13 protein-coding genes and 2 pseudogenes are annotated in these 15,576 nt (G+C 57.6%); 9 read left to right on the forward strand and 6 right to left on the reverse strand.

From position 1 onward, the window contains the following. Window positions 1–83 precede the first annotated feature (83 nt). Window positions 84–2,288 carry an OsmC domain/YcaO domain-containing protein gene (locus HHA01_RS04795; protein ID WP_141318279.1) on the forward strand — a complete coding sequence of 735 codons (2,205 nt, stop codon included), beginning with the start codon at window positions 84–86 and terminating at the stop codon, window positions 2,286–2,288. An 81-nt stretch (window positions 2,289–2,369) separates the two neighbouring features. Here HHA01_RS04795 and folD read toward each other — a convergent pair whose 3' ends face one another. Next, window positions 2,370–3,230, reverse strand: a complete 861-nt coding sequence (gene folD, locus HHA01_RS04800) for a bifunctional methylenetetrahydrofolate dehydrogenase/methenyltetrahydrofolate cyclohydrolase FolD (RefSeq protein WP_141318281.1) — start codon at window positions 3,228–3,230, stop codon at window positions 2,370–2,372. Window positions 3,231–3,244: 14 nt separating this feature from the next. Beyond that, on the reverse strand, window positions 3,245–4,120 hold the full coding sequence (purU, locus tag HHA01_RS04805; RefSeq protein WP_141318283.1) for a formyltetrahydrofolate deformylase: 876 nt from the start codon (window positions 4,118–4,120) through the stop codon (window positions 3,245–3,247). Window positions 4,121–4,869: 749 nt separating this feature from the next. On the opposite strand from purU, the gene HHA01_RS04810 reads away from it, so the two are divergent. The 6 genes and pseudogenes from HHA01_RS04810 to HHA01_RS04840 all read left to right on the forward strand — a co-directional run. After that, complete coding sequence (locus tag HHA01_RS04810) at window positions 4,870–5,412, forward strand: hypothetical protein (protein ID WP_141318285.1); 543 nt, start codon at window positions 4,870–4,872, stop codon at window positions 5,410–5,412. Window positions 5,413–5,538: 126 nt separating this feature from the next. Then, window positions 5,539–5,928, forward strand: coding sequence for a RidA family protein (locus tag HHA01_RS04815; RefSeq protein ID WP_170214833.1), 390 nt, complete (start codon window positions 5,539–5,541; stop codon window positions 5,926–5,928). A 134-nt stretch (window positions 5,929–6,062) separates the two neighbouring features. Beyond that, on the forward strand, window positions 6,063–6,356 hold the full coding sequence (locus HHA01_RS04820) for a polymer-forming cytoskeletal protein (RefSeq protein WP_141318288.1): 294 nt from the start codon (window positions 6,063–6,065) through the stop codon (window positions 6,354–6,356). Between the two features lie 174 nt (window positions 6,357–6,530). Next, window positions 6,531–7,397 carry a hypothetical protein gene (locus HHA01_RS04825; protein WP_141318290.1) on the forward strand — a complete coding sequence of 289 codons (867 nt, stop codon included), beginning with the start codon at window positions 6,531–6,533 and terminating at the stop codon, window positions 7,395–7,397. 131 nt (window positions 7,398–7,528) lie between these two features. Continuing rightward, window positions 7,529–7,855 carry an antibiotic biosynthesis monooxygenase family protein gene (locus HHA01_RS04830; RefSeq protein WP_141318292.1) on the forward strand — a complete coding sequence of 109 codons (327 nt, stop codon included), beginning with the start codon at window positions 7,529–7,531 and terminating at the stop codon, window positions 7,853–7,855. Window positions 7,856–8,505: 650 nt separating this feature from the next. Next, a pseudogene (locus HHA01_RS04840) lies at window positions 8,506–8,871 on the forward strand (OsmC domain/YcaO domain-containing protein); the annotation flags it as partial. A 91-nt stretch (window positions 8,872–8,962) separates the two neighbouring features. Here the strand turns inward: HHA01_RS04840 and HHA01_RS04845 are convergent. Continuing rightward, the gene (locus tag HHA01_RS04845) at window positions 8,963–9,232 is read right to left on the reverse strand and encodes an antitoxin (protein WP_141318294.1); all 270 of its coding nucleotides are present in this window, start codon (window positions 9,230–9,232) and stop codon (window positions 8,963–8,965) included. 147 nt (window positions 9,233–9,379) lie between these two features. On the opposite strand from HHA01_RS04845, the pseudogene HHA01_RS04850 reads away from it, so the two are divergent. Continuing rightward, window positions 9,380–9,605 (forward strand): annotated as a pseudogene (locus tag HHA01_RS04850) (IS66 family transposase); the annotation flags it as partial. Between the two features lie 149 nt (window positions 9,606–9,754). Next, a complete protein-coding gene (locus HHA01_RS04855; RefSeq protein WP_141318298.1) occupies window positions 9,755–11,392 on the forward strand; it encodes an alkaline phosphatase D family protein in 1,638 nt (545 codons plus the stop codon). 140 nt (window positions 11,393–11,532) lie between these two features. Here HHA01_RS04855 and HHA01_RS04860 read toward each other — a convergent pair whose 3' ends face one another. The 3 genes from HHA01_RS04860 to HHA01_RS04870 all read right to left on the reverse strand — a co-directional run bounded on the left by HHA01_RS04860 (window position 11,533) and on the right by HHA01_RS04870 (window position 15,470). Continuing rightward, complete coding sequence (locus HHA01_RS04860; protein WP_141318300.1) at window positions 11,533–12,432, reverse strand: hydroxymethylglutaryl-CoA lyase; 900 nt, start codon at window positions 12,430–12,432, stop codon at window positions 11,533–11,535. Between the two features lie 171 nt (window positions 12,433–12,603). Further along, window positions 12,604–14,640, reverse strand: a complete 2,037-nt coding sequence (locus tag HHA01_RS04865; RefSeq protein WP_141318302.1) for an acetyl/propionyl/methylcrotonyl-CoA carboxylase subunit alpha — start codon at window positions 14,638–14,640, stop codon at window positions 12,604–12,606. Between the two features lie 2 nt (window positions 14,641–14,642). Next, complete coding sequence (locus HHA01_RS04870) at window positions 14,643–15,470, reverse strand: enoyl-CoA hydratase-related protein (protein ID WP_141318304.1); 828 nt, start codon at window positions 15,468–15,470, stop codon at window positions 14,643–14,645. Window positions 15,471–15,576 lie beyond the last annotated feature (106 nt).

Genomic DNA, 15,576 nt, shown 5'->3' on the forward strand with positions numbered 1-15,576 from the left:
CCAAGACGAAGCCCATGAAAAGCTGGATAATGGCGGGCTACGCCGCTCAGGCCGCCTGAATCCATCAATCCGGTGCTTTGTCCATGGAAATCAAGGTCAACTATCTCGACAACCTCCGGCTGGAGGCCAGGTTCGATGACTTCACGGTCATCTCCGACCAGCCCATCCGCTACAAGGGCGATGGCTCGGCGCCCGGTCCCTTCGACTACTTCCTGGCATCGTCGGCGATGTGCGCGGCCTACTTCGTCAAGGTCTACTGCAACGCGCGGGACATTCCCACCGAGAACATCCGGCTGTCGCAAAACAACATCGTCGACCCGGAGAACCGCTACAAGCAGATCTTCAAGATCCAGGTCGAGCTGCCGGAGGATATCTCCGACAAGGACCGCCAGGGCATCATGCGTTCCATCGAGCGCTGCTCGGTCAAGCGGGTGGTGCAGAACGTGCCGGACTTCCAGATCGAGGTCGTCGAGAACCTGGACGAGGATGCCCAGGCGCTGCTGATGGCCGAGCCGGAGGAGGGCGCGAACACCTGGATCGAGGGCAAGGACCTGCCCCTGGAGCAGACCATCGCCAACATGACGCGCATGCTCGAGTCGCTGGGCATGCAGATCGAGATCGCCTCCTGGCGCAACATCGTGCCTCATGTGTGGTCTCTGCACATCCGCGATGCCCACTCCAACATGTGCTTCACCAACGGCAAGGGCTCCACCAAGGAGAGCGCCCTGGCCTCGGCGTTGGGCGAGTTCATCGAGCGGCTGAGCTGCAACTTCTTCTACAACGACCAGTTCTTCGGCGAGGCCATCGCCCACAGCGAGTTCGTGCATTATCCCGACGAGAAGTGGTTCCAGCCCGGGCCCAATGACGAACTGCCGGTGGGCATCCTGGATGAGCATTGTCGCGACTTCTACGACCCGGATGGCGAGCTGCGCGGCAGCCACCTCATCGATACCAACTCCGGCAGGACGGATCGCGGCATCGTGGCGCTGCCCTTCGTGCGCCAGTCGGATGGCGAGGCGATCTACTTCCCCTCGAACCTCATCGAGAACCTTTACCTAAGCAATGGCATGAGTGCCGGCAACACCCTGGCCGAGGCCAAGGTGCAGTGCCTGTCGGAGATCTTCGAGCGGGCCGTGAAGCGTCAGATCATCGAGGAAGAGATCGCTCTGCCGGATGTGCCGCGGGCGGTGCTCGAGAAGTATCCGCGGATCCTCGAAGGTGTCGAGGCCCTGGAAAAGCAGGGCTTTCCGGTGCTGGTCAAGGATGCCTCGCTGGGCGGTGATTATCCGGTGATGTGCGTCACCCTGATGAACCCGCGCACTGGCGGGGTCTTCGCCTCCTTCGGCGCCCACCCGAGCTTCGAGGTGGCGCTCGAGCGCAGTCTCACCGAGTTGTTGCAGGGCCGCAGCTTCGAGGGCATGAACGACTTCATGCCGCCGACCTTCAATTCGCTGGCCGTCACCGAGCCCAACAACTTCGTCGAGCACTTCATCGACTCCTCGGGCCTGATGTCCTGGCGCTTCTTCAGCGCCCGCTCGGATATCGACTTCGTCGAATGGGATTTCGCCGGCACCAACGAAGAGGAAGCGGCGACACTGTTCGGTCTGCTCGAGGCGCTGGATCTGGAGGTCTACGTGGCCGTACACGAGGACCTTGGCGCGCCGGTGTGTCGTATTCTGGTGCCGGGCTACTCCGAGGTCTATCCGGTCGAGGATCTGATCTGGGACAACACCAACAAGGCACTGCTGTTCCGCGAGGACATTCTCAACCTGCATGCGCTCGACGATCAGCAACTGAGTGATCTGCTGGAACGTCTGGAAGACAGCCAGATCGATGACCACGAGGACATCATCACCCTGATCGGTGTCGAGTTCGACGAGAACACCGTCTGGGGGCAGCTGACGATTCTCGAGCTCAAGCTGCTGATCAACCTGGCGCTGGGCCAGCAGGAAGACGCGCTGGAACGGGTCGAGATGTTCCTGCAGTTCAACGACAACACCGTCGAACGCGGCCTCTTCTACCAGGCCGTCAATGCCGTGCTGGAAATCGCCCAGGACGATGAGCTGGAACTGAACGACTACATCGAGAACTTCCAACGCATGTTCGGCGAAGCGACCATGGCCGCCGTGGTGGGCTCGGTGAACGGCGAGGTGCGCTTCCACGGTCTCGAGCCGACCAGCATGCAGCTGGAAGGCCTGGAACGGCACCAGCGCCTGATCGACAGCTACAGTAAGCTGCACGCGCATCGCGCCGCCAGGGCGGAAGTGGCCTCGCCGGCTACCGCCTGATCGCTGAGGGTGTTAATGCGACAAAACCCCGAGTCAGTTCTCTGGCTCGGGGTTTTTAGTGGTCGCTTTCACTCAAGCCCTTCAGGTCAACTGATTCTTCGCGGCGCGGGTGGTATTCAGCAGCAGGCAGGCGATGGTCATCGGGCCGACGCCGCCGGGCACCGGCGAAATGGCACCCGCCACTTGCGAAGCGCCGTCGAAGTCCACGTCACCGATCAGCTTGCGCTGCCCGTCGACCTCGATGGCATTGATTCCCACGTCGATGACGGTGGCCTCGGGCTTGATCCAGTCCGACTGGATCAGCCCCGGCGAGCCGGTGGCGGCAATCAGGATATCGGCCTCCTGGCAGACCTTGCGGATGTCGCGGGTCCGCGAGTGGGCGATGGTCACCGTGCAGTTTTCCTGCAACAGCAGAGCGGCCATGGGCTTGCCGACGATATTCGAACGCCCGACGATCACGGCGTTCTTGCCACTCAGGTCCTGATGCACATGGCGCAGCATGATCAGACAACCCTGGGGCGTGCAGGGCACGAGTGAGGCGCGACCCTGGGACAGGGCGCCGACATTGGCCGGATGAAAACCGTCGACATCCTTTTCCGGCAGGATGCTCGAGATGATCCGCGCCTCGTCAATATGCTCGGGCAGGGGCAACTGGACGAGGATGCCGTGCACTCCGGGGTCGTCGTTGAGCTCCTGGATCAGGGCATCGAGCGTGGCCTGGCTGGTGTCAGCCTCCAGGTAATGCTCGAAGGAGGCTATCCCGGCTTCCTTGGCGCGCTTGATCTTGTTGCGCACATAGATCTGGCTGGCGGCATCGTCGCCGACCAGCACCACGGCCAGCCCGGGAACGCTCTCGAAGTGGTGCTTGAGCCACTCAACCTCGGCTGCCGCGTCCTCGAGCACCTGGCTGGCAAGCTGCTTGCCATCGATTACTTGCGCCATCTGCAGCCTCCCGTTCACTTGAAGATAATGGTCTTGTTGCCCGACAGGAATATGCGGTGCTCGGTATGCAGTTTCACCGCCGTTGCCAGGGCCATGGTTTCGGTATTGCGCCCCAAGGCTACCAGTTCATCCGGGTAGTAGGCATGGTTAACCTGCTGCACCGACTGCTCGATGATCGGGCCCTCGTCCAGGTCGGCCGTCACATAGTGAGCCGTGGCGCCGATCAGCTTGACGCCGCGTTCGAAGGCCTGGTGATAGGGCTTGGCACCCTTGAAGCCGGGCAGGAAGGAGTGATGAATGTTGATCGCCCGTCCCTGCAGCTTCTGGCAGAGGTCATCCGAGAGCACCTGCATGTAACGAGCGAGCACCACCAGCTCCGTGCGGGTCTCCTCGACGATCTCCATCAGCCTGGCCTCCTGCTGAGGCTTGGTTTCCGGCGTGACGGGAAGGTGCATGAAGGGGATACCCTCGCGCTCGACGATCTCTCGCAGATCTTCATGGTTGGACACTACGCCGGTGAGCTCGATGTTCAGCTCGCCCTTGTGGTGACGATACAGAAGATCCACCAGGCAATGATCGAAACGCGACACCATGATCAGTACCCGGGGAGGGGACTGCAGGTCGTGCATGCTCCATTCGAGACCCAGGCGCTCACCCACCTCGCCAAAGCCGGTCTCCAGGCTGTCGAAGCTATGCTGACTGTCCCCGAGGATGCTGAACACACAGCGCATGAAGAACTGGCCCGAGATCTTGTCATCAAACTGGGACAGCTCCGTGATGTTGCAGCCACGCTCCGCAAGATAACTGGTGATGCTCGACACGATCCCGGTGCCGGTCTTGCAGTTCACCTTCAAGACGAATTGGTTATCGGTCTTATACTGGCTCTCCATGAGTCTACCTCTTCTTCTGGTTTTGTGGCGCTGGCAGGACGTTGCTGGCGACATACGGTCGATGATGGGCAAGTGGTCATGGTGGATGCAAGGAGTTCGATGCCGATGTTATGAATCCAGTTCGAACGATGGCTCAGGCGCGCCCCTGAAGCCCGTCAATCGCCGGCACGTTAGGCGCTTGCCGACGTGCCATACGAACCCCCGACTGGCCGGACACCAAGGGGCATCAGGGGTGGAGCTGTCCCTTCTGGGAGCGGTTGCGCCACCCCACAACCCACGCCTCTCATCCCATGGTGGATATTGCCGGATATGACACCCTTGGATAGGCTGATCAAAAGCCTATAGGGACGACCGACACCACGACACCCGCAAGGACTGCCGCATCGATGCCAAGAGGCCATCGCAGGATGCGGGCATAGCGGTAGCGTGCCTGACTATGCCGGACCTTCCCGTCAAACCAACTTCAAGGCCACCAGGCCTTGCATAAAGTCCATGAAGCACTGGCAATGAAGATTTTGACCAACGGCTTCTCCGGATAAATGGATGCCTGTAAAGTATTATTGAATCGGGCAAAACGCGCATGCACGCGAATTCTGCACAAGTAGCCAAGTGCTACATTTCAACAAGCAAAATCAATGGGTTAAGGCGGTTTTGCTTGGCGATGATAAGTTCTTGAACAAGCAAGCGCGTTCAAGTTGATGAACGAGCGCGCTATCTAATACCTATTAGACACCAGAAGGGGGTGCCACTTGGCAATCCGCTACGACAGCCTCGACGAACGCACACGCGATCTGATGGCCCAAGAGTTAGATCGTGACTCGACTGATGGAACTCTCTACGTCAGCCCTCGGTTCACCGACAAAGGGCAGCAGCAATGGCCAGAGCTTCTGCGCGAAGCGATCCTCTCGCACGATGACGCTTGGCTAGCGTCCGAGCTTCGCTCCAAACACCTGATTCGTGACACCGAGCAACGCAAGAAGCCCAAGGGCGGCTACACCACCGCCAAGGTTCCGGTCACTGCTCCCGATACCCTTTCCGAAGGTGAATTCAACAGGTTTTATGCTCGCGGCACTTGCGCTCGCGCTGTCGCAGATGGCGTGGACGAGGTCGAAGTTTATCGCGGCAAGTCCGTTGAGAATCCTCGATCTGCGTCAGAAGCAATGATCGGCAAGCGCATCTCCGCAAACGCTTTGCTAAATGATCTTCGTACGTCCCAAGGAGTTGAACCCGCGCTGGGTTTGCCACCAGGACCGAATTCCGGTCTCACCGTTCGCCTGCCGGATGGTGTCTAACCACCGGCTGCAGTTGACCGGCTGCGCCCGCGATATGGTGTTGTTGTCGGTTTAGAGCCTGATCTCCGCGGGCGGCCGGCAACTGAGCCTTTTACGTTATACCGTCTAAGGGAAAAGGAGTACTTCTTGCAAGAGTTTAAAAATCCGGAAACCGTGCATCGCCCATTTAGCAACTACACCCATTGCGTAGAGGTTCAGGACCCGAAGAAATTTCTCTTCTGCTCAGGGCAGGTGCCGGCGGATGAGAGGGGAAACTTGCTGCCGGCAGATAATTTCGTGGCGCAAGCCGAGCAGGTGTTCACGAATATTGGCGCTGTACTTGCAAACTCCGGCGCGGAGATGCGACACGTCGTCCGGCTTGTGACTTACCTGACTAGGCAAGAAGATGTCGCGGCGCTCCGAGACGTGCTCAAAAGCACCTTTGGTAATAACGCACCGGCAAATTCGGTCGTCTTGGTCAGCGGGCTTACCGAGCCAAGCATTTTGCTTGAAGTTGAAGCTACAGCGGTCATTTAAAGCGAGCGGTTGGAATGTATAACGAATCGCTGCAGTTGACCGCCCAAAGCGCTGCCGCGCTTCGGGTTCTCTCCGCAGCCTTCGGCTGCTCCGGCGGCAACTGAGCTTCGGCGTTATGCATCAAGGAGAAAAGAATGAGTATTGAACACGGAAAAATTGAAGGCGATATAGAAATCACTTCTGAGTTTAAAATGCACGGAATGTTCACTGGCAATGTTACTGTCAAGCAAGGAGGCCATCTAATCCTTCACGGTATGGCCGCCAAATCTTTGACAGTAGAACCTGGTGCAGTTGTTGAGGTTCCCGGTATGGTTACGGGCAATGTTGTCAACAATGGTGGAACGCTCCATATTGCGGGGACAGTATCGGGACAAGTAATAGAAAACTCTGGCGAAACCAATATTTCAGAGAATGCGGCACTTGGCTGAGCGCGCGATGCATAACAAGGCCATTAACTTCGCGCCTTACGGCGCCGGACAGCCTACGCTGCGCTCCGGCTGCCGGTTATGGCGGCGTTATTCTTAGAATGGAGCTTCAAGCTAGAAACTTTGAATCAAAAATACATGTCGTTTCAATATGCATGGAGTATGGAAGGTTGATATATGCACGTTTATAATGCAGACAAGAACGATTCAAAAAAGAAAAATTTTGTTCTTAAGCATCTAGGTATTTCGCCAGTCTCTGCTGCAGAACGTGTAGAAGGAATGTTCGCGCATCAGAAAATTTGTTCAATTAGGCCTGACCTTTCAGTGGATGTGCACGACCGTTCCGGGGTTGTTATTAAAACAGAAACATTGAAGCAGCATTTAGTAAACTTTTGCAACTACGCAAAACAATTTCATATTTCAGAATACTTCTTTCAGCCAAAGCGCCCTCTCAGATTGGTAGACCTATGGGAAGATGATCCGATAGGTAGTGCTGGGCCCATGATCGTAGATCCAAATGAAGTTCCAATTTCAAAGAGAGAGGAAATAAAGTCTATTTTCTATCCTTTTTCTGGCGTTATTTACCCACAAGAAGTATATAGCAAAATGTCAAAAAAGGAGGTTAAGCGAATAAAAAAGTCATATGATAATAATGCCATTTTTAAAGAAGAGATGGGTAAGAGAAAAGCACGCTCAAAAGCAATAGGAGAAGATTTTAACCAAGCCCAATATCAAGAAATTATTTGGCTAGATCTTACCATTAAGCTCAGAACCTGGGCTCTCAGTGAGGGATACGATTCATTTGTTTACTCCAACATAAAGGAAGGAGATGGTGAGGATGCCTTTGTCACTTTATTGCCAGAGCAGTTGAAAAGCACGGGTAATGCTTTCACTTTTTTTGAAGAGAGGTATTTACAAGAAATGCCGCTTGCCATTCAAGAAATGGTAAATTCTTATCACGATTGTTCATTTGAATTGATTCACCATGCATTATGGGGTCAAAAAGATCCAATGGATTACTGGGGGTTAATAAGTTCTCATTGAAAGGAAGATTTCAAAATAAGCATAGCAAGCCATTTAAATCCGTTCCGGCCACAAAAAACGTGGCCTCCACCAGACTCGCTGACGCTCGCCGTTTAGCGGGGGCGTTACAAAGCAAGGGAGAGTACGTAGTAATGATCGCCAGGGAATGGAAATGCCGAGTGCCTGAAGTCCACATTGAAGGATTTACCGGCTATCTTTACGAAACCGGCATCAAAGATTCTTCCGCAACTCCTGGGTATCTTGGCGCACAGATTTTCCAACGCTCTCTACCCGGCAAGGTTGAAATCACCCTCATCACATACTGGGATAAGATGGCATCCATCAAAGCGTTCGCTGGCGACGATATTTCGCAGGCGCGTTTGTACCCGGAGGATGAGATTTATGAGCTTGAGCCTGATCTTTCAGTGCAGCACTATGAGGTCATCGAGCATCAGTTTTCACCAGCGCTACGGGGGTAAAAGGGCGCTCTTGCTTTGTAACCAGTCAATCAAGTTCGTTCCGGCCTGCGGCCTCCACCGGACGCCCCTGTCGGGGCGCCGCTTATTTCTGCGTGTGTGCCAGGCATGGCACAGAACTAGAGAGGTGGAAGTCCTCTTGCCAGGTGTTCGCAGAGCCGAAGGCTAGGAGAAGGGCAAGGGCGTCATCGCGAGGTGGGGGCCGGAGGAAGCCCAATCCAAAGCTGCGGGGCGACGAACAGGAACCCGATATGAGGTGTGGTACATCCGGGGCGAGCGGGCACGTGACCGCGAAGCCCTCCATCTGCGACGGGGGTGTGCTTTATAAATCGGGCGTCCACGCAGTGACAGTTCTGCGCCTTACCCTGGGAGGCCTGTCCGTTGTTCAGGGAAGGAACTGAATCCCGGGCAACCGGTGTTGACCGACGGGCAGGAGTCAGCAGAGGGCATAGTAGGTTCAGCCGTGGAACCGAAGGCCCGAACAGAGACAGGAGTGGGACCTCCGTGCAGAGGAACAGGATGGCATCTGACAAGCAGCTTTCGCTGCCCCTGGGGTCACCGGGGGATGAACCTGCGCCTGGAGAGCGGACCCGTCCAGACTCCGTTCAACCCTCACCGTGGATGGCGCGCGTACTGAGTAAGGACACCCTTCATTGGCGTTGACACTGGCGCTCGGCCAGCACGAGGAAGCCCTGGAGCGGGTCGAGATGTTCCTGCAGTTCAACGACAACACCGTCGAGCGCGGGCTCTTCTACCAGGCGGTGAACGCGGTGCTGGAAATCGTGCAGGACGATGAGCTCGAACTGGAGGATTACCTCTACAACTTCGAGCGCATGTTCGGCGAAACGACCATGGCTGCCGTGGTCGGCTCGGTGAACGGCGAGGTGCGTTTCCACGGCCTCGAACCGACCAGCATGCGGCTGGAAGGCCTGGAACGGCACCAGCGCCTGATTGAGAGCTACACGAAGCTGCATGCCCATCGAGCCGCCAGGGCGGAGATGACGGCCGCCGAGGCTTGATGTTCATATAGATAGCTGTCATCGACGTCCAGCGTGGAAAGCCCCCGAGTCAGCGATCTGGCTCGGGGGCTTTGCGTTTTGGCGCTGGCGATCAGTCCTCGTGCAGGCGACCTTCCACATATTTGTGGAGGATGCTGTCAACCAGTGTCTGGTAGGGAATACCCTCTGCCAGCGCCTTTTTCTGGAGGCCTCGAAGGTCCCTGGAGGAAAGGCGAATGTTGATGCGTGCATATTTCTTGAACATGGCCTCTGCATACTGCTGATGCCGTTGCTGCGTACGTTCGGCGTCCGGCACTCGTTTCAGCTCGCCTTCTTCGAAAGCTTCCAGTAGCTCTCGCTCTTCCTTGTCCAATTTGCTCATTTGCCACCTCCCAGATAGGCCTTTGTCGCTTTTCGGCTTGAGGCGAGCGTTCCATGAAACCTGATCTAACACAATGTATGCCTTTGGTAGTCAGCCGGATGTGTCAGATAGTTTCGTGGCAGTGGCAACGCCGGCTTTACCATGTGGGCCTATATGGCGACCGCCAAGTATCAGTATGCGTTGCCTCTTTACCGGCAACAGCAGACCCTGGGACGCCATGGGGCCCAATACCCTGGCGCACTGGATGAGCTAGGCAGGGCAACTCATCACGCCGTTGATCAAGGCGTTTTGCCGGCACCTGCTGCAAGCGCCGCTGATCCACATGGATGAAATGACCTTGCAGGTCAACCAAGAGGCCGGGCACCAGGCCAGCGAACTTCGTATGGGTCGCCTCTTAGATTAGGCCAAATCCATATGACGTGACGAAGAACCGTAAATGGAGTGGCTACGCATATACAGATCATGTGTTATCTGCTATGTGTGTACTCAGGCATAAAAATATAAACGATATTAGGAGGGGGTATGCCTGAGCTGTTATATCCGGAAAATTATGAGTCTATGAAGCCTAAAGTGCACTCGATGGCAGTGGTGGGCCATACTACAAGCTCGTCAGTTCGTCTATGGGCACGAGCATATAAGTCCGGAAAATGGTGGATGTTAGTTAGTGAAAAGAAGCTGGAAGAAAGTGTATACAGTTTGTCGAATAAGAACCCTGAAGATATTCAGAAACAGCACTCTTATGTGGTTGGCCTAAAGAGCTCTCAGCTTTATCGAGAGAATGGGTTAACGTGCCATTTCACTTTTGAAGGCCTGGAGTCTGAAAGAAAATATTACTATTATTTTATAGGGCCAGAGACCTGTGAAAGAAGAGTTGAACTGGGGAGTAATCATAAACACTGGTTTCGTACGCTTCCGAAGGAGCCAAGTAGACTGCGGTTTGGATTCTACTCTTGTCATGACCCCTACAGTGTAAAGCCTCCTAGTGAGGGTGCTTGGGAGAGTTTTCGTGAGGTGTTGGAAGACCGTGAGGCTCATTTTGTCATTGGAGGGGGAGACCAGGTTTACTGTGACACCAATGATGAAACTCGTATTCAAGATGTATGGAGTTGGCTGAGGGATAATAAACAAGCTTTGTTTGAAAAGTATTCCGATGATTCTGGTATGCTCGACGAGACAAGGTTGGTGAACTATTTTTCCAAGCTATATAGAACTTACTATAGGGTATATTGGAATTTTGAAAACGTAAGAGCTGTTTATAGAAGATTTCCTCAGTATATGATCTGGGATGATCACGAGATCATGGATGGTTGGGGCTCTCTTACACAAGAAGAAAGAGAAGAAAAATTATCGAAAAGATTTCGCGATGATAATCCAGAAAGAGATTATCAGCTCGTTATGTTGATGTTTCGTGCCGCATCTAGAGTATACTGGGAGTTTCAGCACTCCCACAACCCGTGCACAAAAATCGATTTGGAAGACCTCGGGTCGTGTCAATGGGATTATAGTTTTGATCATGGTGATTTTGCTTTTTACGCACTGGATATGAGGGGGCATCACGATTGTGAGAGAGACTCATTTCGCTTGCTGGGAGAAGAGCAGTTTTCGCGCTTTCAAAATTGGATAAAATCAAGGAAGGTGGCGAAAAAGGAAGCCATTTTTATTATTTCCCCTGTTCCCATTGTGCATTGGAATGAAACAGTGGCTAATACTCTTGATATTGGAAGTGTAAAGGATGACTTTATGGATGAATGGGGGCATGAGGACAATCATGACGAGAGAAATAAATTGTTAGATTTGTTGCTCAAGTTTTCTGATCGCCATCAGGTTCCCGTGGTTGTTCTGAGTGGCGATGTTCACTGCGCGAGCGCGTTTCGGATTTCTCATTCTGATAGATACAAGAAAGCTAGTCTTTTTAATGTCACCTCTAGTGCGATATCACGCCATCCTGCTTCTTCTTTGTCTGACTTTATAATGCAGGGTTCGGCAAATATAGCCGGGTATGATGGCTATTATGAGAAGCTGTATTCGGTGGCCGGAAAAAATAACTTTGCATTTATTAATGCTTATTCTTTTGAGGGGGAGCTTACTGTCGGGGCGAGCTTATATCGTAGTGGGCCAGAATCGGATGATCTGCACCAAAAATATATCCCTTTGGTGTAAGTCACTGGTTGGTTTGCCAGACGTGATAAGATGAGTGCAGAGTGTGTACAGTGAGGATTAATTACCTAAAGCAAAGCCCCCGAGCCGGTCCTCCGACTCGGGGGCTTTGCGTTCTGGGCGCTGTCAATTGTCGGAAACCGCTAATTGGCGGCCAGCGCCACCCCAGCTTTAGAACGATTGGGCCGGCCGATGGTGCGGGTGATCCAGTCGCCGGTGGCGGCGAGGGTGTCCAGGTCGATGCCGTGTTCGATGCCGAGGCCGTTCAACAGGTAGGCCACGTCTTCGCTGGCGACGTTGCCGGCGGCGCCCTTGGCATAGGGGCAGCCGCCGAGGCCGGCGACGGAGCTGTCGATCACCGCCACGCCTTCCTCGAGCACGGCGTAGAGGTTGGCGAGTGCCTGGCCGTAGGTGTCGTGGAAGTGGGCGGCGAGCCGGTCCATGGGGATGTCGCGGGCGACGGCCTCGAGCATGCGCTTGGCCTTGAGCGGGGTGCCGGTGCCGATGGTGTCGCCGAGCGAGACTTCAAAGCAGCCCATGTCGAACAGGGCCTTCGATACTTCAGCGACCCTGGCCGGCGCGATCTCGCCTTCGTAGGGGCAGCCGAGCACGCAGGAGACGTAGCCGCGTACGCGGATGCCGGCCTGTTGCGCGCGTTCCAGCACCGGGGTGAAGCGTTCCAGGGATTCGGCGATGGTGCAGTTGATGTTCTTTTTCGAGAAGGCCTCACTGGCGGCGCCGAATACTGCGACTTCGTCCACGCCGCACTCCAGGGCGTTTTCGAGCCCCTTGAGATTGGGGGTGAGGGCGGAGTAGGTGACGCCGGGGCGACGCTGCAGCCGGGTCATCACCTCGCGGTGGTCGGCCATCTGCGGTACCCACTTGGGCGAGACGAAGCTGGCCGCTTCGATATGGCGCAGGCCGGCATTGGCGAGGCGGTCGATCAGTTCGAGCTTGGTGTCGGTGGCGATGGCGTCGGGTTCGTTCTGCAGCCCATCGCGGGGGGCGACGTCGACCAGGCGGACTTGTTTGGGGAATCCCACGGATAACCTCCTGCCTTGTACTAAGACCAGTTGGCGCTATGGCTCTGGGTCGCGGCTTTCTCGGTGACAACTCTCAGAGGGGGCGCTGTGAATACTTCCTTGTACGCTACCGATGCCATCCATGGCATCGGACCCCCTCTGTGAGCTGTCCCCGGCGCCGTTTGCTTGGTGTTATTCACCGCTGTCCTCAACGGCTGCGAATTCCAGCAGCACGTCGCCCTGGCCGACGGTGTCGCCGGCCTGGAAGTGGAAGCTTTCCACTTGGCCGTCGGCGGGGGCGGTCAGGGTATGTTCCATCTTCATGGCTTCCATGACCATCAGCGCCATGCCTTTTTCCACCCGCTCGCCGGGCGCCACCAGCAGGGTGACCACGGTGCCGTGCATGGGGGCGGTGAGGGTGGATTCAGCTTCCTGGCGGCCGTGGTCGATGGCGTCCAGGCGTCGCCAGAATAGCCGTGTTTCGCGCTTTGGGTCGACCATGACGATCTCGCCGCCATCCACCAGCCGTGCCTGCAGGCGTCGACGGTGGCCGTCCAGGGTAACGGCCACGGCGTCGCCTTCGATGGGGTGCAGGCTGCCTGCCAGAGTGGTGTCGCCGACGCGCAGTTGCCAGGCCTCGCCGGGGGCGCTCTGGCGGCCTTCCACTGTGACCAGGGCGTCGTCGTCATCCTGGCGTGTCGGGTCGCTCAAAGCGATGCGAATGGTGTTGTCGCTGTTGAGCCGAAAGCCGTCATGGCGATCCCAGGGAGAGTGGCTCTGCTGCTCGCGGCCGAGCTGATGCAGGCTCACCAGGGCGGCGGTGGCATAGTCCTCGGCGCTGTAGTGGCGCGGCGCGAACAGGTCGCCATGATGGTGCTCGATGAAGCGGGTATCCAGCTCGGCGGCGGCAAAGGCCGGATGGGTGGCCAGCCGCTGCAGGAAGTCGCGATTGGTGGTCACGCCCTGGATATCCAGCGCCGCCAGGGCGCGATTCAGGGTGGCCAGGGCCTGCTGGCGGTCGTCGCCGTGCACGATCAGCTTGGCGAGCATGGGGTCATAGTGCATGGAGACGCGATCGCCGCTGGCCACGCCGCTGTCCAGCCGCACCTGAGTGGCCGCGAGCCCGGCGCCGTCCAGGTCGAGTGCGAAGCGTTGCAGGGTGCCGGTGGCCGGCAGGAAGTCCTGGGCCGGGTCTTCGGCGTAGAGGCGGGCCTCGAAACTGTGCCCGCTGATGCTCAGGTCTTCCTGAGCCAACGGCAGGGGCTCACCCATGGCGACGCGCAGTTGCCATTCGACCAGGTCCTGCCCGGTGATCATCTCGGTGACCGGATGCTCCACCTGCAGGCGGGTGTTCATCTCCATGAAGTAGAAGGACCCATCGGCATCCAGTAGAAACTCCACCGTGCCGGCGCCCACATAGCCGATCTCACGGGCGGCGCGCACCGCGGCCTCGCCCATTTCACGCCGCAGCGATTCGGTCATGCCGGGGGCAGGGGCTTCCTCGAGCACCTTCTGGTGGCGACGCTGCACACTGCAGTCGCGTTCGAAGAGGTAGACGCCCTGACCCTGGGTGTCGCAGAACACCTGAACCTCTACATGGCGTGGCTGGGTCAGGTATTTCTCGATCAGCATGCGGTCATCGCCGAAGGCGGCGCGGGATTCACGGCGGCAGCCGTCGAGTGCTGCCTGGAAGGCCTCGGCGAACTCGACCACGCGCATGCCCTTGCCGCCGCCACCGGCGCTGGCCTTGAGCAGCACCGGGTAGCCGATGTGTTCGGCCTCGCGCTCGAGCAGGGCGTCGTCCTGGTCGGCGTCGTGATAGCCGGGAACCAGGGGCACGCCGGCATCAAACATGCGGGCCTTGGCGGCGGACTTGTCGCCCATGGCGGCGATCGCCGAGGCGGGCGGGCCGACAAAGGTGATGCCGGCCTCCGCCAGTGCCGCGACGAAGTCGCCGTTCTCGGAGAGAAAGCCGTAGCCGGGATGGACGGCCCCGGCGCCGGTGCGCTGGGCGGCGGCGATCACGGCGTGGATATCCAGGTAACTGGACTGAGCGGCGGCCGGTCCGATGCGTACGGCCTCATCGGCCTCGCGCACATGGCGGGCATCGACATCCGCATCGGAATACACGGCCACGGTGCGCAGTCCCATGCGGCGGGCGGTGCGCATCACGCGACAGGCGATCTCGCCGCGGTTGGCCACCAGCAGGGTGTCAAAGGCAGGGCTCATGTTCAGCGCTCCGTGGTGGATGAGGGGGCCGGCGCCCAGACGGGCCGGCGTTTCTCGAAGAAGCTGGTCAGGCCTTCCTGGCCTTCATCGCTGACGCGCAGGCGGGCGATGGCCTGGCAGGTGTGCTCGCGCGTGGCGGCAGTGTCCGGCTCCCGGGCCACCTCGGCCAGCAAGGCCTTGGTGGCGCGGCTGGCCTGCGGCGAGGTGGCCAGGAGGGTCTCGATCATCGCTTCCAGCGCCGTGTCGAGCGCCGCCGGCTCGACGACCCGGTGCACCAGCCCCAGCGCCTCGGCCGTGGTGGCGTCCATGACTTCCGCACTCAGTGCATAGCGACGCATCTGGCGGCGCCCGATGGCGTTCTGCACATAGGGGCTGATGACCGCCGGCGAGAGGCCGATCTTCACTTCGGAGAGGCAGAAGCGGGCTTTCTCGGAAGCAATGACGATATCGCAGCAGGCCGCCAGTCCCACGGCACCGCCGTAGGCCGCCCCCTGCACGCGGCACAGGGTCGGGCAGGGCAGGCTATCGAGCCGCTGCATCATGCTCGCCAGCTCCCGCGAATCGGCCAGGTTGTCCTCGAAGTCGTACTCGACCATGCGCTGCATCCAGCCCAGATCCGCCCCGGCAGAAAAATGCCGACCCGCCGAACCCAGCACCAGCAGCCGAATCTCCCCGCGTTCCGCAGCCTCGGCCACCGCCGTCAGATGCGCATTCAACTCCGCGATCAAGGCATCATCGAAGGCATTGAGCACCTCCGGCCGATCCAGCGTCAGCCACGCGACGCAGCGGTCGTCGATGTTCAGGCGAGAAAAGGTGTCTGTGGTTGCCATGGTGGTTATCCCTTTTGCGGTGGCCGATGTGGAGAGCTGTAAGCTGTAAGCTTTAAGCGGTAAGAAGAATCTTGCCCCTCCGGGGGGTGGGTAGAAGTACGCTTGC

It is taken from the genome of Halomonas halmophila, assembly GCF_006540005.1.
Classification (GTDB): domain Bacteria; phylum Pseudomonadota; class Gammaproteobacteria; order Pseudomonadales; family Halomonadaceae; genus Halomonas; species Halomonas halmophila.